The following is a 20,364-nucleotide window of genomic DNA, read 5'->3' on the forward strand; positions in this document are numbered from 1 at the left end:
CCCGCACCGGGTGGGGCGTTTGACCGGACTGGACGGGACCGGGCCGGGCCGGTCAGGCCGGCGCCTCGTCGGGGTCTCGGTGACGGATGTCGCGGACTATCGCCGCCGCGGCTGCCAGCACGAGCAGGAAACCGAGCACGAGGAGGGTGACCGCGGCGTAGTGCATGAAGCTCTCGTAGTGTCCCAGGTCGAACTGCTCGGCAGAGACGCGCAGTGCCAGCACGACCAGCCACGCCAGGAACGCGAGTGTCAGTGCTCGACGCTGGAACGCCGCGCTGCGCTGGCGATGCTCGTATTCGGCGAGGTCGTGGATGGCGTCGAGGACGATGCCGTCCATCCGCGCGTGAGCCGCCGAACCCGGCGCCAGCTTGGCGAGGATGTCGACCTTCTGCGACAGCTTCTGGTGCCGTTCATTGGCATCCAGCCGGGCGATCACCGCACCGATCATGGCGACGAGCAGCGTCCCGGCGAACGTCAGCATCGCGGCTGTCATGGACGAAACCTACAACGGCCGAGCCGGACACGTGCTGCGAATGGCCTGGCCGCGGCCCCGGGCTCAGTTCTTGGAAGAAGTCACCGCACGCGCGGCGAGCTCCAGGATCCGTTCGCCCCGACGGTATTCCAGCGAATGCAGCTGGGTCTCCGGGGACACGGTGTTGCTCGCCTGACGCAGCAGGATCGCGGCCAGCGACGACGCGGTTCGCGGCGGGATGACGAGAATCGTCACGACGACCCCGCCCGCGGTGAGGGACATCAGCGGCGGCGTCATGGGAGAGTCCGGCGAATCCAAGCCGGGGATGCGGCGGAAGCTGCTCCAGTTGACGTCCATCCCGGTGACGTCGCCGATCTGCGATCGAGCCGCGGCGAGCACGCCGGGCAACTCGTCGGCGAGCTGGACCGTGTACGGGTACCAGGCGCCGCCGATCGGAGCCGACGGATCGACACCGAACCGCACCCGCGGCGGTCCCAGAAGAGGAGGGGAGCTCATCGGCCCACCGCCTCGGCGGTTGCGATGCTGCGGAATTCGGAAGTCACATTTCCACCTGACGTGTTCACCAGACGGAGAGTGGACTGTCTACGGTCTGTCACCGGAGAGGCCGACAGAGGTCTGTCGGATGTTCGATCCGGATACTGAGAAGGTTACCCCGGCAGCGGGGCGACCCGTCCTGCGGCTCGGCCTGATCCGGCGTGAAAATGGTGGAGCTAAGGGGAATCGAACCCCTGACCTACTCGATGCGAACGAGTCGCGCTACCAACTGCGCCATAGCCCCGGACGGTCGACCAACGACCAACCGGGAGCCACTTTAGCAGCCTTACCGCAGTGGATCCCAAACGCCTGGACCGGTCGCTAGGCTGGGCCGGTGCCTCAGATGTCTGATCAGCAGTTGGCCGGTGTTCTCAGCAACGTCGTGGGGGTGATCAACCCGGTCCTCGACGTGCTCGCCGAGCGGGACCCGCTCGGCCTCAAGGGACACACGTTCCACGACCACGATCATCCGGATTCCCGCCTTCAGCAGGCCCAACACGCGGCGGCGAAGCTGCTCGACGTCGCCGACTGGCCCGGCACCAAGGGCTGGACCGAACGGTCGATGCACAAGCGCGCGAGCTGGTGGGTGACCCGCATCGGGACGCTCAACACCGGCGCGGTCGCCTTCCCCGGCGTCTTCGGCGTCTGGGCGAAGCGCCTGCCGGTGACGCCCTACCTGGGCTTCGCCAACCAGGCGATGGTGCTGGTGGCGATCGCCCGCGAGTACGGGGTCACCGACCGCGCCCGCCAGGTCGCGCTGCTGGCGTCGGTGCTGTGCGGACGCGACATCTCCGCGCCCGACGTCTCGGCGGACTCCGCCGCTCCCCTGCCCACCGAACCCGAGGAACGCAAGAAGTCGGTGTTCCGCGGCATCTGGGACGCCGCGAAGCTACTGCGGGCCGTCGACGACGAGTTCGAGAAGCGACCCCAGCCGATGATCCTGTTCCGCATGCTCGGGTACATCCCGGTGATCGGCGCGCCGGCGACCTATGTCGGCGAGCGCTTCGCCCTCTCGACTGCGGCCAAACGCGGTCAGGCGTGGCTGGATTCACACGGCAAGGCGTCGTTGACCAAGGGGCGCTGAGGGGGTTTCGATACGGCTCGTCGCAAGCTCCTCGCCTACTCAACCGGCGGGGGACTGCGTCGCGCAGGCTCCTGATCCCGTTGGCCGAGTAGCGCCGACCGAGCGGAGCGAGGACGCCGCGTATCGAGGTCACCCGACCCGGCGGTACTCCAGGTCCTCGCGGTCCATGCGACGACGCTGGAACGGCGGCAGATGATCGAACACGGGGTCCTCGTCGTCGATCTCGAGAACCACTGCGCCACCGGGGCGCCGGAGGCGCGGGGGCGGCGGTGCGGCGGCGAACTCGGGCACCGCGGCGGCGCGTCGGCGACGCTCCTCCTCCGCGCGTTGCGCACGCTTGGCACGGGCGAGTCGCTGGGCCCGGATCTGCGTCTCGACCTTCACGGCCCGACGCAGGTACGCGAGGTAGCCGACCAGCATCAGGCCGATCACACCGGTCGCAACCCATCCGGGCGTACCGATCAGGAAGCCGGAGACCAACGCAAGAATCGTGAGCACGAACAGCCCCAGCGTCACACGCTGACGCTCGCGGTACTTGAGTTCGCGTTCCTTCTCCGACGAGTAGACGCTGCGTCGGGCGGCCCGCCGGGGCTGCGCGGTGCGCGCGGCCGGACGCTCGTCCTCGATCTCGTCGACGACCGACTCCGGCTCGGCCTCGGTGTGCCGGGACGCACGGGCGTAGTCGTCGTATTCGTCCTCGTCGAGTTCGTCGGTCGCGTCCTCGTATTCGTCCTCGAACTCGTCTGTTTCCGAATCGTCCTCGTACTCGGCGTCCTCGTCGTACTCGGATTCGTCGTCGTGTTCGGCGACCTCGGAATCGTCCTCGTATTCGGCGTCTTCGGAGTCGGCTTCGTCGTACTCGGTCTCGTCGGTCAGATCGTCGTCGGTCTCGGCGGCGGCGTCGTCGGCATCGTGGTCCTCGACATCGTCGGCGGCGTCATCCGTGGCCTCGACCGTCGGCTTCTCCACCTCGGTGTCGGCCGCGCGTCGGACCTTCGTCGTGACCTCGGTGTCCTCGGTCGCGGTGTCGTCCTCGGTCTCGGTCTCGTCCTCGTCGACGACGGCGGTCGCGGTCGCCGTGCGAGAGGACTTCCAGGACGGGTCGTGGGGATGGCGAGCCGACGAACGGCGTCGGGCGGTCGACGGTGCCGTCGCTCGCGAGCCGCCGCGGTGAAGCAGTCGTGTCTTCTTGGCGGCCTCAGTGGATTTGAGGATCTGGGGACGACCCTTGATCACCATCGGGACCAGCACGAAGAGCCAGACCGCGACGAGACAAACCCACAGTACGGAGTTGGGCATGCGACTCTCCCTTCATTCACTCTGGTCACACGAGGCCACTCCACAATCTAGGGCCCGAAAGTCCCAGTGCCGCGCCGACGCGCCGTAGCGCGACGATGTCGACGCGGATTCACATGCCGCTCTCAGTCACTCCGCGCGAAACCGCGCGTCGACCGCGACGTCGATCTCGATGTCGTCGGCCCGCAGTTCCAGAGAGGGCCCCGAATCCGGGGCAGCGGCAATCATCATCCGCCCGCGCGGCGACGGGACGCGGTCGACCATGTCGGGATCGGACAGGAGAGTCGGTGTCACCGGTCCCCGGCCCACGGCGTCGGAGTAGGCCTGCGCCTTGGCGATTGCGTCCTCGACCGCCTCCCGTCGGAGCTCACGTTCGTGTGCGCGACGGCTCGTCTCGTGGACGTCCCACCGGACCGCGTTGACCGTCACCCCTTCCTCGCCCGACCAGGTGTCGATGAACTCCGACAGCTTCTCGAAGTCGCCGAACTCGGCGTCGAGGCGAATGCGGGTGTTGTACATCGGGTCCCGCGGTTCCCCGTCCTGCGAGTACGGCCGGTACGAGTACACCCGTACCGATTCGGCCGTCCACCGGTTCACCGCGCCGGCCGATTCGAGTTCTCCGAGGGCGCCGGTGAGCCGGGAGTGCAGCGCCACGGCCGCCTCGTACACCGCGGACTTCACCGGACCTTCGAGATGGACGGCGAGGTCGAGGACACCGCGCTCGGGCGCGTAGCGACCACGGGCGTTTCCACGAACCACGATTTCGAGATCGGTCACGACGCGAGCCTAACTACTGGAAGGAGGCCCGGCCGGCTCGGACCAGGGCTTCGGCCGCGGAGCCGACGACTTCTTCGGCCGTCAGCGCGAACAGCAGGTGGTCGCGCCACCGCTTGTTGACGTCCATGTACCGGACCAGCAGGCCTTCCTGCCGAAAACCGCTGTTCTTCAACACCTTCTGCGACGCCTCGTTGGACGGCTGCACGGTCGCGTCGAGCCGGTGCAGGCCGACCGGACCGAAGCAGTGGTCCACACCCAGCGCGACGGCGGCGGTCGCGATGCCCTTGCCCGCGTGCGCCTCGTCGACCCAGTAGCCGATCCATGCCGTCCGCACCGCCCCGCGCTGGATGTTGCCGACGGTCAGCTGTCCCACGTAGCGGCCGTCGAGTTCGATCACGAACGGCAGGATCGCGCCGCGCTTGGCCTCGGATTTCAGCACCGCGAACAACGGCGGCCACGAACCGGGCTGATGCCGGTCGGCCCAGCTCCCGATACCGGTCGGCTCCCAGGGCAACAACGAATTCTGATTGCGGATGCGCAGTTCGCTCCAGGTCTTCCCGTCGCGCATCTTCACCGGGCGCAGACTGACCGTCCCGCCCTTCGTGCGCAGCGGTCCGAGGGTCGCCGGCCAGCCCGGGCTGCCTCCACCGCCACCTAACCACCTGAACACGAAGAGTCAGTTTAGGCGCAATCACACTCACACCCCGCATGAGACCTGCGTCTCGCGGAGAGTCGCCGGTCCGCGTCAGCCGCGCTGGGCGAGGAAGGCCACCTCGACCTCGTCGCCAGTGCTCATCTCCTCGACGTCGGGGTCGACCATGATGAGGCAGTTCGCGTCGGCGAGTTCCGCCAGCAGATGCGACGATCCGGTCGGCGATGCGCCGAGCACCTGGACGAGGTAGTCACCGGTCCGCTCGTCGCGCATGAGCTGACCGCGGAGATAGCCCTTGCGGCCGCGCACCGACGCGATCGGCCCGATGGTGCGGGCCTTGATCACCCGGCGCATCGGCTGCCGCTTGCCCAGCGCGATCCGGATCAGCGGCCGCACCATCACCTCGAAGCACACCAGCGCGCTCACCGGGTTCGCCGGGAGCAGAAAGGTCGGCACCTCGTCGCGGCCGAGCCGCCCGAAACCCTGCACCGACCCGGGATGCATGGCCACCCGGACGATCTCGAGGTCGCCGAGGTCGGCAAGGGCGTCGGCGATGGCCTTCGACGCGCTGCCGCCGACGGCGCCGCAGATCACCACGATCTCCGAGCGGATGAGTTGCGCCTCGACCACCTCACGCATGCGCGAGGCGTCGCGTTCGGCGATCCCGACCCGATTGACGTCGGCGCCGGCGTCGCGCGCCGCGGCCGCGAGCGCATAACTGTTGACGTCGTAGATCTGCCCCGGCCCGGGGGTGCGGTCGATGTCGACGAGTTCGCTGCCGACCGAGATCACCGACAGGCGCGGACGCGGGTGCACCATCACGCGTGACTGTCCGACCGCGGCCAACAGACCCACCTGGGCAGGCCCGATGATGGCGCCGGCACGGACCGCGACGTCACCCGGCTGGACGTCGTCGCCGACCCGCCGGACATAGTTGCCGCTCTCGACGCCGTGACCGACCTTCACCCGCTGGTCGCCGCCGTCGGTCCAGCGCAACGGCACGACGGCGTCGGCGAGAGTCGGCATCGGCGCACCGGTCTCGACCCGCACGGCCTGCCGCGGCTGTAGCCGGGTGGGGGTTCGCGAACCCGGACCCACCTCCCCGACCACGGGCAGGGACACGATCATCGGTTCGCCGGCCTCGAGGTCCACGAGTTCGGCACCGTTGGCGTCGAACTCCTCGAGGTCCTCCGGCGCGAGCACACCGGCGAGCGCCACGTCGACCGCGCGTACCGCGTAGCCGTCGATGGCAGCCTGGTCGAAACCCGGCATCGGATGCTCGGTGACCACTTCCTCCGCGCACATCAGACCCTGTGCCTCGGAGATCGCGACGCGCACCGGCCGCGGCGCCACCGCGGCGGCGGTCACGAGCGTCAGATGATCTTCGACCGACCGCATCTCACCGCTCTTCCCGTCTCATCCACAACCGAGCCCGCACTGCTCGATACAACACAGACAAACGGTATCGGGCGTGCGGGCCGGAACGGTCGAGGCGCGCGGAGACCGGCGCCGATCAGCTGTCGGCGAGCCTCTTCTCGAGCCACTCACGCAGATCAGGGCCGTAATCGTCGCGGTCGAGCGCGAAGTCGACGGCGGCCTTGAGGTAGCCGCCCGGGTTGCCCAGATCGTGGCGGGTGCCGCGATGCACGACGACGTGCACCGGCTCGCCCTCCTCGATGAGGAGTGCGATGGCGTCGGTGAGCTGCAGCTCGCCGCCCGCACCCGGCTTGATCCGGCGCAGCGCGTCGAAGATCTTGCGGTCGAGGATGTAGCGCCCGGCGGCCGCGAGATTCGACGGCGCGTCCTTCGCGTCGGGCTTCTCGACCATGCCCTTGAGCTTCATCACGTTGGGGTTGTTGGCGTCGGGCAGCTCCTCGACGTCGAAGACGCCGTAGGCACTGATGCGGTCCTCGGGGACCTCGATCGCGCACAGCACAGAACCGCCGCGACGCTGACGGGTGCGGGCCATGACCTCCAGAACACCGCCGGGGAGCACCAGATCGTCGGGCAGGAGGACGGCGATCGCGTCCTCGTCGTCGTCGAGGAGGTCCTCGACGCAGCCGACGGCGTGGCCGAGGCCCAGAGGCTTCTCCTGGACGACCGAGGCGACTTCGAGGAGGTTGGGCGCCTTGCGGACCTTGGCCAGCATGGCCTCCTTGCCGCGCTTGGCGAGGGTGTTCTCCAGGACGAGGTCCTTCACGAAGTGCGCGACGACGCCGTCCTTGCCCGGCGAGGTGACGATCAGGAGCCGATCGGCACCCGCCGACTTGGCTTCCTCGGCGACCAACTCGATGCCGGGCGTATCGACCACCGGCAGCAGCTCTTTGGGCACCGTCTTGGTGGCGGGGAGGAACCGCGTCCCCAGCCCGGCGGCCGGGACGACCGCGGTACGCGGGATCGGCGGGGTGTTGGGTACCTCTTCGTACTCGCTGAAGCCTTCTTTGGACGCAGTCATGAAACCACCCTAGGACAGGTGTCCGCGGTCGGCCTGACGGCCGGCAGTGACCCAGACCTCACCCGGATCGACACCGAGGTCGGATAAAGTGCGGGCGTCGTCGAACCACCCACGACATGGAGGACGGTCGCGTCGTGCCAACCCTGAAGGACCAGCGGCGGACGGAAGCCGCGCACCGCCGGTCGCGCATGTCGGGCGACGCCCGCGAGCGGGCCGCGGCCGACCTCGCCGAATGGATCCACACCTGCCCGTTCCGACTCGAGTACGACGTCACGGTGGCCGCCTACGTGCCGGTCGGCTCCGAGCCCGGTTCGACGGCGATGCTCGACGCACTTCTCGACCGCGGCGTCACGGTGCTGCTCCCGGTGGTCCCCGAGGGCGATCCCGCACCGCTCGACTGGGCTCGTTACACCGGTCCGGAGTCACTCGCGCCGGGGCGATGGGGCCTGCTCGAACCCACCCACGACCGCCTCGGCGTGCCCGCGGTCCGTGCCGCGTCGGTGATCCTGATCCCTGCCCTGTCGGTCGACAAGACCGGCGTCCGCCTCGGCCGGGGTGCCGGCTACTACGACCGCACGCTGATCGGGCTGTCCGCCGATCTCGTCGCCGTCGTCTACGACGACGAGGTCGTCGACTCGCTGCCCGCCGGTGACCACGACGTCGCCGTCGGGTGGGTCCTCACGCCCGGCGGAGGGTTCCAGGAACTCGGCTGAGCCTTCGAGACGCTCGCAGGCTCGCTCCTCAGGCAGCAGGATCCGACGCTCGCAGGGTCGCTCCTCAGGCAGCAGGATCCGACGCTCGCAGGCTCGCTCCTCAGGCAGCAGGATCCGACGCTCGCAGGCTCGCTCCTCAGGCAGCAGGAAGAGCAGAACCCGGGCGGTGCCGCCGGCGTGTGCCGGGAGCTCCTGCCCAGGTTCTGGTGTGGAGTTGTGTGCCGCCCCGGGTCAGGCGGGGGTGGCGGCCTTGGTGTCGCTCTTGCTGCTGCTCGAGCTCGACGAATCCGACGAGCCGGCGGAACTGCCGGACGTGGAACTGCTGCTCGACGACGAGCTGTCGGACGAGGAGGACGACGACGCGGTGTCCGACGAGGACGAACCCGACCGCGAGTCGGTGCGGTAGAAACCGCTCCCCTTGAACACGATGCCGACCGAATTGAACAGCTTGCGCAGGCGACCGGTGCACTGCGGGCATTCGGTCAACGAGTCGTCGGAGAACGACTGGACGATGTCGAACTTGTTGTCGCACTCCGTGCACGCATACGAGTAAGTGGGCACCTGTACCTCCGAAAGTCGGTAAACGCTGACAAGTGTAACCGATCTTGGCACTCCTACATTCCGAGTGCTAACGCCGGGTCCGGACAAGGGTGTCGACGACGGGTCGGCGAGAAAATCCGGCCGGCTTCGGGCAAGGTGTTCCCCACATCTCGGCCGCACGCCGGTCGTTCACCTGACAAACTACCGACACCTTCCGTTGGCCTGAAGCAACCAGGGCTGCTGACACCTTCGCTGGAGTGAGATGACCGACTTCCTCAACGACCTCAACAGCTTGATCTGGAGCAACCCACTCATCTACCTGTGCCTCGGCTCGGGTGTGTACTTCTCCATCCGATCCCGATTCCTGCAGATCAGGCACATCCCGGAGATGATCCGCGTGATGATCCGCGGCGAGAGCTCCCCCGACGGGGTGTCGTCGTTCCAGGCGCTGATGATCTCGCTGGCCGGGCGCGTCGGCACTGGCAACATCGCCGGTGTCGCCACGGCCATCGCCTTCGGTGGGCCCGGCGCCCTGTTCTGGATGTGGGCGATGGCCTTCCTCGGTGCGTCGACATCGTTCGTGGAGTGCACGCTCGGCCAGATCTACAAGACCCGCGACCGTCTCACCAACGAGTACCGCGGCGGTCCGGCGTACTACTTCAGCAAGGCCTTCGCGCACACCAGGGCGGCCCCGTTCTTCAAGGTCTACGGCCTGGTCTTCGCCGCGGTCACCGTGCTCGCCTGCGGTCTGCTCATGCCGAGTGTCCAGTCGAACTCGATGGCCGTCGCGATGAGCCAGGCCTGGGGCATCGCCGACTGGGCCGTCGCCATCGGCATCGTGATCATCCTGGCGTTCGTCATCATCGGCGGGGTCAAGCGCATCGCGACCTTCGCGTCGATCGTCGTCCCGTTCATGGCGGTGCTGTACATCCTGTTCGCGCTGATCGTCGTCTTCACCAACGCCGGCCAGATCCCCGAGGTGCTGCGATTGATCTTCGCGAGCGCGTTCGGCGTCGACGCGGTGTTCGGCTCGATCATCGGCGCCGCGATCATGTGGGGCGTCAAGCGCGGCATCTACTCCAACGAGGCCGGTCAGGGCACCGGCCCGCACGCCGCTGCCGCCGCCGAGGTCTCCCACCCGGCGAAGCAGGGCTTCGTCCAGGCCTTCGCGGTCTACATCGACACACTTTTCGTGTGCTCGGCGACCGGCTTCCTGATCATCTCGACCGGCGCCTACCGCGTGTTCGAGGGCGAGAGCGCGGACGGCGCGGTGCTGGGCGACGGCGGGCTGCTCCCCGACGTCGTTGATGTCGGTCCGACCTACGTGCAGGTGGGCTTCGACAGCGTGTGGAGCGGCGCCGGTTCGACCTTCGTCGCCATCTCCCTGGCCTTCTTCTGCCTGACGACGATCATCGCCTACTACTACATGGCCGAGACCAACCTGCGGTTCCTGCTCGGCAAGGCGGCGACGATCTACGTCCACCCCCTGCGCAGCACCGTCGGCGCCAACCTGACGATGCTGCTGCAGGCACTGATCCTGTTCTCGGTCGCCTACGGAGCGGTGTCGACGGCGAAGGACGCGTGGACCCTCGGCGACATCGGCGTCGGACTGATGGCCTGGCTCAACATCCTGGGCATCCTCGTCCTGCAGCAACCGGCCTTCAAGGCGCTGCGCGACTACGAGCGACAGAAGAAGCAGGGCAAGGACCCGGTGTTCGACCCCATCGCGCTCGGCATCGTCGGGGCGACGTTCTGGGAGACCTACGAGCGCAAGGATCGCCACTTCAAGGAAGAAGAGCCGGCCACGAGCTGAGAGGGCCGGGCCCCGGCATCTAACCGCCGATCACATCGCGGTTGACGTCGGGGATGTCGTCCCGGTTCATGTCGGCGTCGCGCACCTGCCGGGCATCCCAGCGCAACAGGACCGCGGCGAGGGCCGCGGCGATGACCGAACCGGCGAGGATCGCGGCCTTGGCGGCCGCGGCGTGGTCGTCGGAGCCGCCCTCGAAGCTGAGTTCGGCGATCAGGAGAGCAACCGTGAAGCCGACACCGGTCAGCATGCCGATCGGCAGGAGGTCCCGGATCCCGATGGCGTCCGGAAGCCGTAGCGGCGTGAACCTCGTCATCAGCCAGGTCGACCCGAGGACGCCGACGAGTTTGCCGACGGTGAGTCCGAGCACGATGCCGATCGACACCGGCTGCACGATCGTGCCTTCGCCGCCGATCACCGTGACACCGGCGGCCGCGAAGGCGAAGACCGGGAGCGCGATCGCCGCCGAGTAGGGACGGACCGCCTCGTCGAGCCGCTCGGTTCGCGGGAGCTTCTCTCCGCGGATGGCGACCGCGGGCACCGTGAAGCCGAGCAGCACACCGGCGACGGTGGCATGCACTCCGGACGCGTGCATCAGACCCCATGCGACCAGGCCGACGGGGATGAGCAACGGCCACAGCTGCCATCGCTGACGCACCAGCACGGCGAAGACGGCGACGACGGCGATCGCCCCGACCAGCATGACGAAGTCGATCTCGTCGGTGTAGAACGTCGCGATCACCACGATGCCCAACAGGTCGTCGACGACTGCCAGCGTGAGCAGGAATGTCCGCAGCGGCAGGGGCAGACCGCGTCCGAAGATCGCGAGGACGGCGAGTGCGAAGGCGATGTCGGTGGCCGTCGGGATGGCCCAGCCGCGCAGCGCGTCGGGGTCACCGGCCGCGACGACGACCACGTAACAGAGCGCGGGCGTGACCATGCCGCCCACGGCCGCCGCGATCGGCACCCCGGCGAGCTTGAGGTCTCGGAGGGAGCCGGCGACGAACTCGTGTTTGAGTTCCACACCGACCACGAAGAAGAAGATCGCCAGCAGCCCGTCGGACGCCCAGTGCGCGAGCGACAGATGCAGGTGCAGGGCTTCGGGACCGATCTCGGTCTGCAGCAGCGACGAGTAACTGTCCCGCCACGGCGAATTGGCCCATACGACCGCGATCGTCGCGGCGATCAGCAACAGCGCGCCGCTGGTGGTGTCGAGTGCGGCCCATTGCCGCAGCCGGTTGCGTGTCATGGAGCTCCTCTGTCTGCGGGGCACGCACGTGCCCGCTTCACGCCACCGGAGGACCCGGCGACGGCCGACCAGACTTCCCGGCACACCATGTTTCCGTCGTCACCCTAGCGGAGGCCGGCCGCGGCGGCGGAGTGTGCACAGAGCGACGCCGACCCGGCTGCCTGTCCACAACCCCGGCCGCGACACCGCGTTCCGCGTGGTCACCGTCCTACCGTCGGGCCATGCCACACACTCAGATGTCGTTGCCGCGTGACCGCCTCGGCCCACGCCTCCGCGACCGGTTGGCTCACGCCGTACGCCCGGGGTGGACACGCCGTCTCGCGGTCCGGCGCACCGTTGCGGCCGCGCTCGTCGTCGCGTCGGCGGTCGTCGCGATCGTCGGGACCCGGGCCGACGGCGAGTTCGAGGTGCTCGTCGCCGCACACGACCTGCTGCCCGGGCAGACCGTCGAGGCCGGCGATCTGACCTCCCGGCTCGTCATGGCGGGCACGGCTCCGGCCGGGGTCGTCTCCGACGCGGCGCTGGCGACCGGTCGAACCGTCACCGGCCGCGTACGGACCGGGGAGATCCTGACCGACGCCCGGCTGTTGTCCTCACGACTCCCGGCCGAGCTGACCGGGGTCGACGACGCCCGTCTCGTGCCGGTTCGGCTGTCCGACGAGGCGGTCACGTCATTGCTCCGGCCCGGCGACGTGGTCGACGTCCTGACCGACTCCGCCGATGTCCTCGCACGACGCGCCGTCGTCGCGATGCACACCGGGCAGACCTCGTCGGGCGGGATCACCGCCGGCCGGAACGCGGTGGCACCTGTTCTCCTGGCGATGGATGCCGCAGCGGCGCACCGGGTCGCGGCGGCGGGCCTGGATTCCTCGCTCGCGGTCGTGCTGCATTGACCTGCAACGGCCACCTGCCCGAATTGTCGCGATCTCCGGTGTGGCCCACCACAGTCGAGCAGCACTCGAGGGCAGCGGTCACCCGCGACACTCCTACAGATTCAAGGCAAATCGATCGGATCGTTCACGATCGTGGATAGGGTGGTACGAGTTCGTACAGCAAATGTCGGACTTGCACCGACTGAGACCGAATCATTGAAACAAGAGCGGAAGACCAAGGAGAGGCCGCACACCGTGCTCAAGGGATTCAAGGACTTCATACTCAAGGGCAACGTCGTCGAGCTGGCCACCGCCGTCATCATCGGTGCGGCCTTCACCGCCATCGTGACCGCGTTCACCGACGGCATCGTCCAGCCGATCATCAACTCGATTCCGATCGGGTCGGACGCCGCACAGGGGCTCGGCTTCCAGATCACCGACAACGCCTCGACCTTCGTCGACCTCGGCAGCGTGATCACCGCCGTCATCAACTTCCTGATCATCGCGGCGGTGGTGTACTTCATCATCATCCTGCCGTACAACAAGCTCGCGGAACTGGGCGGCTTCGGCAAGAAGTCCGAGGTCACCGAGGTTGCGCTGCTGACCGAGATCCGCGACCTGCTCGATCCGGAGGGAACGTCGAGGGCCAAGGCCGAGGCGGAGAGCGATCTGCCGCAGCACCTGGCCGAGCCGTCCGCTCCTGCCGCTGATGCCTACTCACCGCAGTCAGGCCCGCTCGCGCCGTACGAGTCACCGGCCGGTGCCGGTACCACGCAACGGATCTCGACTCCCCCGCCGGCGGGCCAGCCGTCCCAGCAGGGCCCGTCACAGCAGGGTCCCTCCCAGTCCGGCCCGCAGGCGTCGCCGCTGTTCAACCCGCCGCAGGGTCAGCCCGGCGGCCCGGGAGGCCAGCCCTACCCGACGCCGCAGCCGGCTCCGGGTAACTACCCGCCGCCCGGCAACTACCCCCCTCCGGGCAACTACCCTCCCCCCGGCTCCCAGTACCCCGGTGAGCAGCAGTATCCGGGTGAGCAGTATCCGGGTGAGCAGTTCCCCGGTGACGGCCCGGATGCCCCGGGACGCCACTCGCGCTGAGTATTTCGATCACCACTTCGGCCCTCGCCTCACCGGCGGGGGCCGAAGTCGTTGCGGGCCCTGTCCATTCCCAGGAGGCTGACAGCGCGCAGCATCCGTACCCCAAGGTTGCGCTCCTACTTTGGGATTCGTCGCACAGAGAGTGTGTGGCCCACCGGGTCCGACGGCCCGGGCGGAGACATCGAGAAACAAGGATGGACGAATGCCCAACAAGCATCAGCCGAACCGTAAGCCGCAGACGGCCCCGAATCGGCAGCAGCGCAAGCCGGCGCCGCGCCCCCAGGCCCGTCCCAAGAACTTCCCCTGGTTCTTCGGCAGCTGAGCAGCTGATCCCCGGGGCGAGCCCCTGCCGCTACGCGCGGCAGGGGCTCGCGTCGTCTCCGGTTGTGCGACAGAATTCAGCCCGCCTCCTTCACTTCGCGTTGCTGAATACCGCAGTCTCCTCTTCACGCATCTGCGGCGCGCAAGTCACCCGCGCACGGCTCCTCGCAGAGTGTCGAGGGACTCGAAACGCCCGTGCCGCAACTCGATCCGCCGTTCGGCGATGGCCAGCACACGCGGGTCGTGCGTGATGAGCAGCGTCGTCCGCGTCGATGCCAGCCGCGTGAGCGGTTCGAGCACCTCGTCGACGGTCTCGGCATCGAGTCCGGTGGTCGGCTCGTCGAGGATCAGCAGCGGCGTATTCCGCAAGAACGCTCGGGCCAACGCTATTCGTTGTTGCTGTCCACCGGAGAGGTTGTCCCCGCGTTCGACCACCTCGGCGTCGAAGCCACCGGGGAGTCGCCGGATGAACGGCGTCGCGCCGGCCAGGTCGGCGGCCGTGACGATCTGCTCGCGGGTGACGTCCGCCTGTCCGAACGCGATGTTCTCGGCGATCGTGCCGCTCATCAGTGCCGGCCGCTGCTGGAGCACCGACATGTGTGCGCGCAGGGTCGGGGTGTCCATGGTCCGGATGTCGTTGCCGTTCAGGAGTATCGCGCCCGCGTCGGGGTCGTAGAACCGCAGCAGCAGGTACGTCAGCGTGCTCTTGCCGGCGCCGCTGGGTCCGGTGATGGCGACGAGATCGCCGGCGTCGATGTCCAGCTGCACGTCGTCGAGCACCGTCGAATCCGTCTGCGGGTAGGCGAACGAGACACCGTCCAGGGTCAGGCTCACCGCCGACGCCACCGGGCCCGGCGGCACATCATCTCCGTCGAGCGTCTCGGCCACGCCGACCGGCGCATCCAGCACCTGTGCGACGCGTTCGGCGCTCGCGGTCGCCGCAGTGACGTCGACGACAAGTCCCCCAGCGTCTGGATCTGCGGGTACAGGTAGCCGAGATAGCCGGTCAGCGCGATGAGGGTGCCCAGTTCCGCTGTGCCGGCTGATATCTGCCAGGCTCCGAGGACGATCACCGCGATCATGCACAGCACCTCGACGACGGTGACGGCCTCGGAGAAGGCGGCGTCGGCACGGATCTCCGACATCCGGGCATCGCGCCATCGTCGACTCTGCCGCCCCACCCTGCGCCGGTCTCGATCGAGCTGACCGGCGGCCTGGATGGCGGGCGCATTGGCGACGCCCTCGGCGACCAGGGAACTGATCCGGCCGGCCGACGATCGTTCCCGGCGCGACGCACGCTTGACGATGACGCCGAAACGGCGGGCGATCAGCCACAGCAGGGGTGCGAGGATCGCGGCAGCCAGGGCGAGCTGCCACTGGGTCACGAAAGCCGCGACGGCATAGACGATCAGGCTCACGACGGCGACGGCGGCGGTGACGACCCCGGAGGACAGCAGACTGTCGACCGCTTCCACGTCGGAGGTGTTGCGGGACACGAGATCTCCCGTGCCGAATCGATGTCGCGCATGCGGTGCGAGCCGTTGCGTGTGCACGTACAACCGGTCGCGCAGCCGGAGAAGGAGTTTCTCGGTGACCCCGCCGGTCAGCACCGCTCCCGCGTACGAGGCCGCCGCACCGATGAGGGACGCGGCGATCCACACCAGCAGCGGATCGAGCAGAGCCGACAGATCGCCGGTGATGAGGACGTCGTCGACGATGTGGGCGAACACGGCGACGGTGACGACCGTGGTCGCGACGTGGACCAGATAGCAGAGGATCGCGGCGACGAGTCGCCACCTCAAGCCGGTGAGCAGCGGGCGGAAACGACGAATGGCCATCCGGAGAGACAGTGCGGTGGGATGCCCGGGGACCTGCCCGTCCGCGGTCGTTTCGTCCACTTCGTGCATCATCTGCCACTCTCCCAGCGACGGCATCCGCACCGCCGACGCCGAGGCTAGCGCGCGAACCTGGGGAAACCCTTGTCCGACAGCCGATCACAGGAGCCTCACAGAACATCGGCAGGCGCCGGACAGCCGTCTCCCACCGAAACAAACACCGCGGGGTGGGAATCCTGGTCGGATTCCCACCCCGCGGTGGTGATGCTGAGTGTCAGCCAGACGATCAGCCGATGCTGAACGGCTTGCCGTACAGGGTGATGACACCCTTCACGGCGTCGGTGCTGACGGTCACCTTGATCTTGGCCTTCGCCGAGGCGTAGCCCGCGCAGCCGTCCATGCCGAACTTCTCCTGGCTGTAGACGACGCCGCCGGACTTGCCCTTGAACGAGTACGAGTTGACCTTGTAGTCGCTGTACGCGGTGTCAGTGCCCGAGGTGGTCTCGATGATCGGGAAGTAGCTGGCCTGGCCCGGTCCGAGGGTGAAGCCTGCGCCAACCTCCGCGGAGCTCAGCGCGCCGCCCGACGAATCTGCGGTGACGCCGGCGCCGCCCTCGGCGCTGGCGCCGAAGTTGACCTGGCAGCCGACGAGGTAGCCCGCGTTGACCGAGCCGCCCTCGGCCTTGCCGCCGACGGTGACCTTGATCTTGCCCGAGACCCACACCTCACGGCTGGTCTGGACGTTGGTGACGGCGCGCTGGACGTTGACGAACTCGTCGAAGAGCTGGACGGTGACGGGGGTGCCGTCGACCAGGGTCCGGGTGACGGTGCCGCCCGGCAGCGGACCTGCGGTGGCGCCACCAGCAGCCAAGCTGGTCAGCCCCATCGCGACGGCGCCGGTGAGACCGGCAGCCGCAACCACGCGACGCGTGATGTTCTTCTTCATGATTCCCCTTCGTGGAATATCAATCTGCTCAGGGCAGATAAGTCAGGAAGTGCTAGTTATCTGCGCCAGAGTCAGTTGAGGCTGAAGGGCTGGCCGTACAGGGTGGACTGGATGAGGGAGCCTTCGCCGCTGACCTTGCCGTCGTCGGTGCTGTAGCCCTTGGCTCCGATCACCTTGGTGATGGTGCGAGCCGAGGCGAAGCCACCGCACTGCTGGACGGAGACCTCGAACTGCGACAGCTGGATCGCGGCCTGACCGTTGTCGGCGAGATCCTTGTCGGTGATGTCGACGAGTGCGACCTGTCCCGGGGACAGCGGAATGCTGACGGCACCGGTGGCGTTCGCGAGGCCGCCGAGGATGTCGATGCCGGCACCGAATCCGCCCGACAGACCGGTGATGTCGACCTGGCAGCCGACGAGCAGCTTGACGGCGAGGTTGCCGGAGACACCCTTGCTGGCCTTGGCCTGGTACACACCGGAAACGACAGCGGAGCGGCCCGCACCGTTGTTGGCGACCGACGGGGCCGGGAGTGCGAACTCACCGGTGCGCCACGTCTGGATGGACTCACCTTCGATGCCCGAGGCCTTCTTGTATCCGTTGGCCAGCTTTCCTGCTGCCGCATCACCGGCGCCCATGCCGGCCAGGCCCACGACCGCGGCCGAGGCGATCGCGACGGCGCCCGCGGCGCGGCGCAGCCCAAGCTTGCTGAACTTGCTCATTCGTTCCCTCTCACAGGATTCGGCTGTTACCCCGCGGAATGCATTCACATCCGCAAGTCATGACCCTCGACGTCGATGGGCTTCCACACAGTAACCGCTAAGCAAGCTCTTACGCATGTCTTAGCGGGCGTTAAGAATCCATCGAATTCCTGGTCACTGCTGCGTTGTCACTCGCGACAGATCGCAGGACTTCCCTCAGCCCCCGACTCTGGGGCGCCGAGCGTTGTCGTGGCGAACGTTATCGGAGGGGTCTCAGAACGGGCAACAGCTGGACTCAGCCGTGTCACGAACCGGATACGCACCATCACAAATATCGAATACGTGATCTATCGACGGACGAAAGTTAACGGTAGATAAACGCGCTGATGCGGCTATGTACAGGAAGTCGCATTTCACTCGTAATGCGGCGGTCGTTGGGCTTCGAACCAATCCTGAGAGAGGCCTTTGTGATCTTCGCCACACTCATCTCGGGTGATCTCCGGGAGGTCGTCGCCGAAGACCGAATCGAGCTTCGCCCGCCGGGCAGCACGATGAGCAGCAGCATCATCACTGCTGCTCATCGGTTGTTTTTCCGGGTTGCCGCGGTCGCCAGTCATCGGCGGGGTCGCCCCATTTCCAGTCGGTCGATCGTCCCTGTCGGAGCCCGATTCTTAGCGTTGCTCAACATTACCGCGACGAGTAGCCGAGACCACAATCAGAATTCACTGATGGACTCGATCACATATTTGGCGAGCGGGGCGGCGGTCGCCATGCCGTCCCGAATCGCGGCGCGGGAATTGGCGAGATTGACGACCAGCGTCTGACCCGAGATTCCGGCCAGCCCGCGCGAAAGTCCGCCATCCGTCGCGCCGGCGGCGAGGCCCGAACTGCGGACCGCCTCCTCGATGCCGCGGAGCCGGCGGTCCAGCAGAGGCTCGGTGGCCTCCGGCGTGACGTCGCGGGCCCCCACGCCCACACCGCCGACCGACACCACCAGGTCGACGCCGCCGATCACCGCGGTGTTCAGCGCATTGCGGATCTCCACCTCGTCGCCTGAGACGACAACAGCGGCATCGACGTGGAACCCCGCCTCGGCGAGCAGTTCGCTGACGAGAGGCCCGAGCAGACGCTGGTCCTCGCCGTGCGCGGCCTCGTCGTCGACGACGACGACGAGAGCCCGGCCGATCTCCTCGCCCGGCGGGCGATGCGCGGCCTGCTCGTGACGCGCGACGAACTCCCGCGCCGCGGCGTCGGCGGCCACCACGTCGGCCGGATCGACCTGACCCGGATCACCCGCGAGACGGACGTCCAGGGACTGTCCCTCCTCGACGGTGTCGCCGGAGATGGCGGTGTTTCCGGGAACGGGGGATCCGGCGTCGGACATGGCAGGCCCTTTCTCTCTCTTCTTCGGCCGTCCGATGGACGGCCTCGTCGCTATGCAGTTGTGCGCGAACGCGTGTCGCGGGCGGTTGCGCCGCGTGTCACTTCAGCTCGAGCGTGCCCAGCTTGACCTGCGCGGTCTTGCTGTTCCCGCCGGCGGTGTAGGTCACGGTCACCGTGTCCCCGGGCGCATGCGACCGGATGGCCGCAACCAGCGCGTCCCCCGACGAGATCGGACGGTCGTCGACCTTCGTGATGACCGCGTCCTTGGGGATTCCAGCAGCCGCGGCCGGTCCGCCCGCGGTCACATCGGTGACGACCGCGCCGGGTACGTCCGAGTCACCACTCGGGCGCACGGACACACCGATGTTGGCGTGGCTGGCCTTGCCCGTGGACTCGAGCTGCTTGGCCACGCGGATCGCCTGATCGATGGGGATCGCGAACCCGAGTCCGATGCTGCCACCGGCCTGTTCCTCGCCTCCACCGAGGGTGGCGATGGCGGTGTTGATACCGATCAGCGCTCCCCTCGCGTTGACCAGCGCACCGCCCGAGTTGCCGGGATTGATCGCGGCGTCGGTCTGGATGGCGTCGATCACCGACGTGGTGTTGGTGCCCGGATCGCGCGAGGTCAGGACCGGCCGGTTGAGGGCGCTGATGATGCCCGTGGTCACCGTTCCGGCCAGACCCAGCGGCGAACCGACCGCGATCACGTCCTGCCCGACCGCCAGGTTGTTCGAGTTGCCGACAGTGATCGGGGTCAGGTCATTCCGGTCGACCTTGATGACCGCGATGTCGGAGATCGGATCGGCACCCAGCACCCGCGCCTGCGAGCGCGAACCGTCGGAGAAGTTGACCGCGACCTTGGCCGCGGTTGCGTTGCCGCCCGCGCTCACGACGTGGTTGTTGGTCATGATGACGCCGTCCTCGCTCAGGACGACACCCGAGCCCGATCCCAGCGCGCCGCCCGAGGCGACCTCGATGGAGACAACCGACGGGAGCACCCGGGCCGCCACCTCCTGGACCGAGCCGGCCGGGGCCTCGACGGGTGTGGTGTTCCCGTTCGCCTTGGGGTCGCCGCCGAGCGGGCCGGTGCTCGTGCTGCTCGACGACCCGTCGGAGCCGTCGGCCAGCGTGTAGCCGATCGCACCACCGGCACCGCCGGCGACGAGAGCGACCACCAGCGCACCGGCGCCGAGCGCGGCCAGGCGGCCGCCGCCCTTCTTCTTCGGGGGCTGCGCACCGGGCTGCGATCCGTACGCCGCCGGCCCCGGCTGGGAGTAGGCACCACCCGCGGCGGGCCCGCCGTACGGGGCCTGCGGAGGAAAGGGACTGGTTCCCGGGGTGCCGTACACCGACGTCGGCGCGTTGTTGCCGCCGAAACCGTGCTGGCCGCCCTGCGCGGGGAACGCTCCCGAGGCCGGCCCCGCCCCCGGGCCGGACGGTGTGGAGGGAGCGCCGCCCCCGCTCCGGTGCCCCGCCTCGTGCTGGCCATGCTGGCCGTGCTGGCCACCCCCGAACGGACCGCCTTGCGAACCGCCAGTCGTCATCTTCGTCTCTTCCTCGTCGTATGACCGGCACACTGCCGGCGCGCTTGCTCTTCGGCCAGCGTCTTTG

General features: G+C 68.2%; 19 protein-coding genes, 1 tRNA gene and 1 pseudogene. 5 read left to right on the plus strand and 16 right to left on the minus strand.

The genetic code is table 11. The features are described from left to right. Positions 1-52: 52 nt before the first annotated feature. The 3 genes from BLU62_RS16080 to BLU62_RS16090 all read right to left on the minus strand — a co-directional run bounded on the left by BLU62_RS16080 (position 53) and on the right by BLU62_RS16090 (position 1,271). Positions 53-493: a hypothetical protein gene (locus BLU62_RS16080; protein WP_074850627.1), complete on the minus strand. Its 441-nt coding sequence runs from the start codon at positions 491-493 to the stop codon at positions 53-55. Between the two features lie 63 nt (positions 494-556). Further along, complete coding sequence (locus BLU62_RS16085; protein WP_074850629.1) at positions 557-988, minus strand: DUF5994 family protein; 432 nt, start codon at positions 986-988, stop codon at positions 557-559. Positions 989-1,195: 207 nt separating this feature from the next. Next, a tRNA-Ala gene (locus tag BLU62_RS16090) sits at positions 1,196-1,271 on the minus strand. A 90-nt stretch (positions 1,272-1,361) separates the two neighbouring features. On the opposite strand from BLU62_RS16090, the gene BLU62_RS16095 reads away from it, so the two are divergent. Then, the gene (locus tag BLU62_RS16095) at positions 1,362-2,111 is read left to right on the plus strand and encodes a hypothetical protein (RefSeq protein WP_074850631.1); all 750 of its coding nucleotides are present in this window, start codon (positions 1,362-1,364) and stop codon (positions 2,109-2,111) included. Positions 2,112-2,240: 129 nt separating this feature from the next. On the opposite strand, the gene sepX is transcribed toward BLU62_RS16095, so the two are convergent. From sepX to BLU62_RS16120, 5 genes are all read right to left on the minus strand, one after another. Continuing rightward, on the minus strand, positions 2,241-3,410 hold the full coding sequence (sepX, locus tag BLU62_RS16100; protein WP_074850632.1) for a divisome protein SepX/GlpR: 1,170 nt from the start codon (positions 3,408-3,410) through the stop codon (positions 2,241-2,243). A gap of 126 nt (positions 3,411-3,536) precedes the next feature. Then, the gene (locus BLU62_RS16105) at positions 3,537-4,184 is read right to left on the minus strand and encodes an SIMPL domain-containing protein (protein ID WP_074850634.1); all 648 of its coding nucleotides are present in this window, start codon (positions 4,182-4,184) and stop codon (positions 3,537-3,539) included. Positions 4,185-4,197: 13 nt separating this feature from the next. Next, entirely contained in the window at positions 4,198-4,854 is a 657-nt protein-coding gene (locus BLU62_RS16110) for a GNAT family N-acetyltransferase (protein ID WP_074850636.1), read from the minus strand. A 75-nt stretch (positions 4,855-4,929) separates the two neighbouring features. Beyond that, positions 4,930-6,234: a molybdotransferase-like divisome protein Glp gene (glp, locus tag BLU62_RS16115; protein ID WP_074850638.1), complete on the minus strand. Its 1,305-nt coding sequence runs from the start codon at positions 6,232-6,234 to the stop codon at positions 4,930-4,932. A gap of 115 nt (positions 6,235-6,349) precedes the next feature. Continuing rightward, positions 6,350-7,291, minus strand: a complete 942-nt coding sequence (locus BLU62_RS16120; RefSeq protein WP_074850640.1) for a UTP--glucose-1-phosphate uridylyltransferase — start codon at positions 7,289-7,291, stop codon at positions 6,350-6,352. A 134-nt stretch (positions 7,292-7,425) separates the two neighbouring features. Here BLU62_RS16120 and BLU62_RS16125 point away from each other — a divergent pair, with 134 nt between their 5' ends. Beyond that, positions 7,426-8,004, plus strand: a complete 579-nt coding sequence (locus BLU62_RS16125; protein WP_208863638.1) for a 5-formyltetrahydrofolate cyclo-ligase — start codon at positions 7,426-7,428, stop codon at positions 8,002-8,004. A 231-nt stretch (positions 8,005-8,235) separates the two neighbouring features. On the opposite strand, the gene BLU62_RS16130 is transcribed toward BLU62_RS16125, so the two are convergent. Next, the gene (locus BLU62_RS16130) at positions 8,236-8,565 is read right to left on the minus strand and encodes an FmdB family zinc ribbon protein (RefSeq protein ID WP_074850644.1); all 330 of its coding nucleotides are present in this window, start codon (positions 8,563-8,565) and stop codon (positions 8,236-8,238) included. Between the two features lie 241 nt (positions 8,566-8,806). On the opposite strand from BLU62_RS16130, the gene BLU62_RS16135 reads away from it, so the two are divergent. After that, the gene (locus tag BLU62_RS16135; RefSeq protein WP_074850647.1) at positions 8,807-10,357 is read left to right on the plus strand and encodes an alanine/glycine:cation symporter family protein; all 1,551 of its coding nucleotides are present in this window, start codon (positions 8,807-8,809) and stop codon (positions 10,355-10,357) included. Positions 10,358-10,376: 19 nt separating this feature from the next. Here the strand turns inward: BLU62_RS16135 and nhaA are convergent, their stop codons facing one another. Next, positions 10,377-11,603 (minus strand): Na+/H+ antiporter NhaA, encoded by a 1,227-nt coding sequence (nhaA, locus tag BLU62_RS16140; RefSeq protein WP_074850649.1) that lies wholly within the window; start codon positions 11,601-11,603, stop codon positions 10,377-10,379. A 221-nt stretch (positions 11,604-11,824) separates the two neighbouring features. Between nhaA and BLU62_RS16145 the strand changes: the two genes are divergently transcribed. After that, positions 11,825-12,496 carry an SAF domain-containing protein gene (locus BLU62_RS16145; protein ID WP_375295842.1) on the plus strand — a complete coding sequence of 224 codons (672 nt, stop codon included), beginning with the start codon at positions 11,825-11,827 and terminating at the stop codon, positions 12,494-12,496. A gap of 234 nt (positions 12,497-12,730) precedes the next feature. After that, positions 12,731-13,570, plus strand: coding sequence for a large conductance mechanosensitive channel protein MscL (gene mscL / locus BLU62_RS16150; RefSeq protein WP_074850653.1), 840 nt, complete (start codon positions 12,731-12,733; stop codon positions 13,568-13,570). Positions 13,571-14,038: 468 nt separating this feature from the next. Here mscL and BLU62_RS34940 read toward each other — a convergent pair. From BLU62_RS34940 to BLU62_RS16180, 6 genes and pseudogenes are all read right to left on the minus strand, one after another. Next, a pseudogene (locus BLU62_RS34940) lies at positions 14,039-15,825 on the minus strand (ABC transporter ATP-binding protein). Positions 15,826-16,012: 187 nt separating this feature from the next. Beyond that, positions 16,013-16,672 (minus strand): MspA family porin, encoded by a 660-nt coding sequence (locus tag BLU62_RS16160; protein ID WP_074850655.1) that lies wholly within the window; start codon positions 16,670-16,672, stop codon positions 16,013-16,015. A 71-nt stretch (positions 16,673-16,743) separates the two neighbouring features. Beyond that, positions 16,744-17,391, minus strand: coding sequence for an MspA family porin (locus tag BLU62_RS16165; protein ID WP_074850657.1), 648 nt, complete (start codon positions 17,389-17,391; stop codon positions 16,744-16,746). Positions 17,392-17,783: 392 nt separating this feature from the next. Next, complete coding sequence (locus tag BLU62_RS16170) at positions 17,784-17,987, minus strand: hypothetical protein (protein WP_074850659.1); 204 nt, start codon at positions 17,985-17,987, stop codon at positions 17,784-17,786. Between the two features lie 98 nt (positions 17,988-18,085). Then, positions 18,086-18,754 (minus strand): MogA/MoaB family molybdenum cofactor biosynthesis protein, encoded by a 669-nt coding sequence (locus tag BLU62_RS16175; RefSeq protein ID WP_074850661.1) that lies wholly within the window; start codon positions 18,752-18,754, stop codon positions 18,086-18,088. A gap of 97 nt (positions 18,755-18,851) precedes the next feature. Continuing rightward, positions 18,852-20,297, minus strand: a complete 1,446-nt coding sequence (locus BLU62_RS16180) for a S1C family serine protease (protein ID WP_167544021.1) — start codon at positions 20,295-20,297, stop codon at positions 18,852-18,854. Positions 20,298-20,364: the final 67 nt, after the last annotated feature.

It is taken from the genome of Gordonia westfalica, from assembly GCF_900105725.1.
GTDB lineage: Bacteria > Actinomycetota > Actinomycetes > Mycobacteriales > Mycobacteriaceae > Gordonia > Gordonia westfalica.

Excerpts from the sequence above, each read along its gene's own strand:
- BLU62_RS16135 (WP_074850647.1), top strand. The coding sequence starts at position 8,807 with ATGACCGACTTCCTCAACGACCTCAACAGCTTGATCTGGAGCAACCCA.
- BLU62_RS16145 (WP_375295842.1), top strand. The coding sequence starts at position 11,825 with ATGCCACACACTCAGATGTCGTTGCCGCGTGACCGCCTCGGCCCACGC.
- BLU62_RS16170 (WP_074850659.1), bottom strand. The coding sequence starts at position 17,987 with ATGACTGGCGACCGCGGCAACCCGGAAAAACAACCGATGAGCAGCAGT.
- glp (WP_074850638.1), bottom strand. The coding sequence starts at position 6,234 with ATGCGGTCGGTCGAAGATCATCTGACGCTCGTGACCGCCGCCGCGGTG.
- BLU62_RS16165 (WP_074850657.1), bottom strand. The coding sequence starts at position 17,391 with ATGAGCAAGTTCAGCAAGCTTGGGCTGCGCCGCGCCGCGGGCGCCGTC.
- BLU62_RS16175 (WP_074850661.1), bottom strand. The coding sequence starts at position 18,754 with ATGTCCGACGCCGGATCCCCCGTTCCCGGAAACACCGCCATCTCCGGC.
- sepX (WP_074850632.1), bottom strand. The coding sequence starts at position 3,410 with ATGCCCAACTCCGTACTGTGGGTTTGTCTCGTCGCGGTCTGGCTCTTC.
- BLU62_RS16120 (WP_074850640.1), bottom strand. The coding sequence starts at position 7,291 with ATGACTGCGTCCAAAGAAGGCTTCAGCGAGTACGAAGAGGTACCCAAC.
- BLU62_RS16160 (WP_074850655.1), bottom strand. The coding sequence starts at position 16,672 with ATGAAGAAGAACATCACGCGTCGCGTGGTTGCGGCTGCCGGTCTCACC.
- BLU62_RS16085 (WP_074850629.1), bottom strand. The coding sequence starts at position 988 with ATGAGCTCCCCTCCTCTTCTGGGACCGCCGCGGGTGCGGTTCGGTGTC.
- nhaA (WP_074850649.1), bottom strand. The coding sequence starts at position 11,603 with ATGACACGCAACCGGCTGCGGCAATGGGCCGCACTCGACACCACCAGC.
- BLU62_RS16080 (WP_074850627.1), bottom strand. The coding sequence starts at position 493 with ATGACAGCCGCGATGCTGACGTTCGCCGGGACGCTGCTCGTCGCCATG.
- BLU62_RS16180 (WP_167544021.1), bottom strand. The coding sequence starts at position 20,297 with ATGACGACTGGCGGTTCGCAAGGCGGTCCGTTCGGGGGTGGCCAGCAC.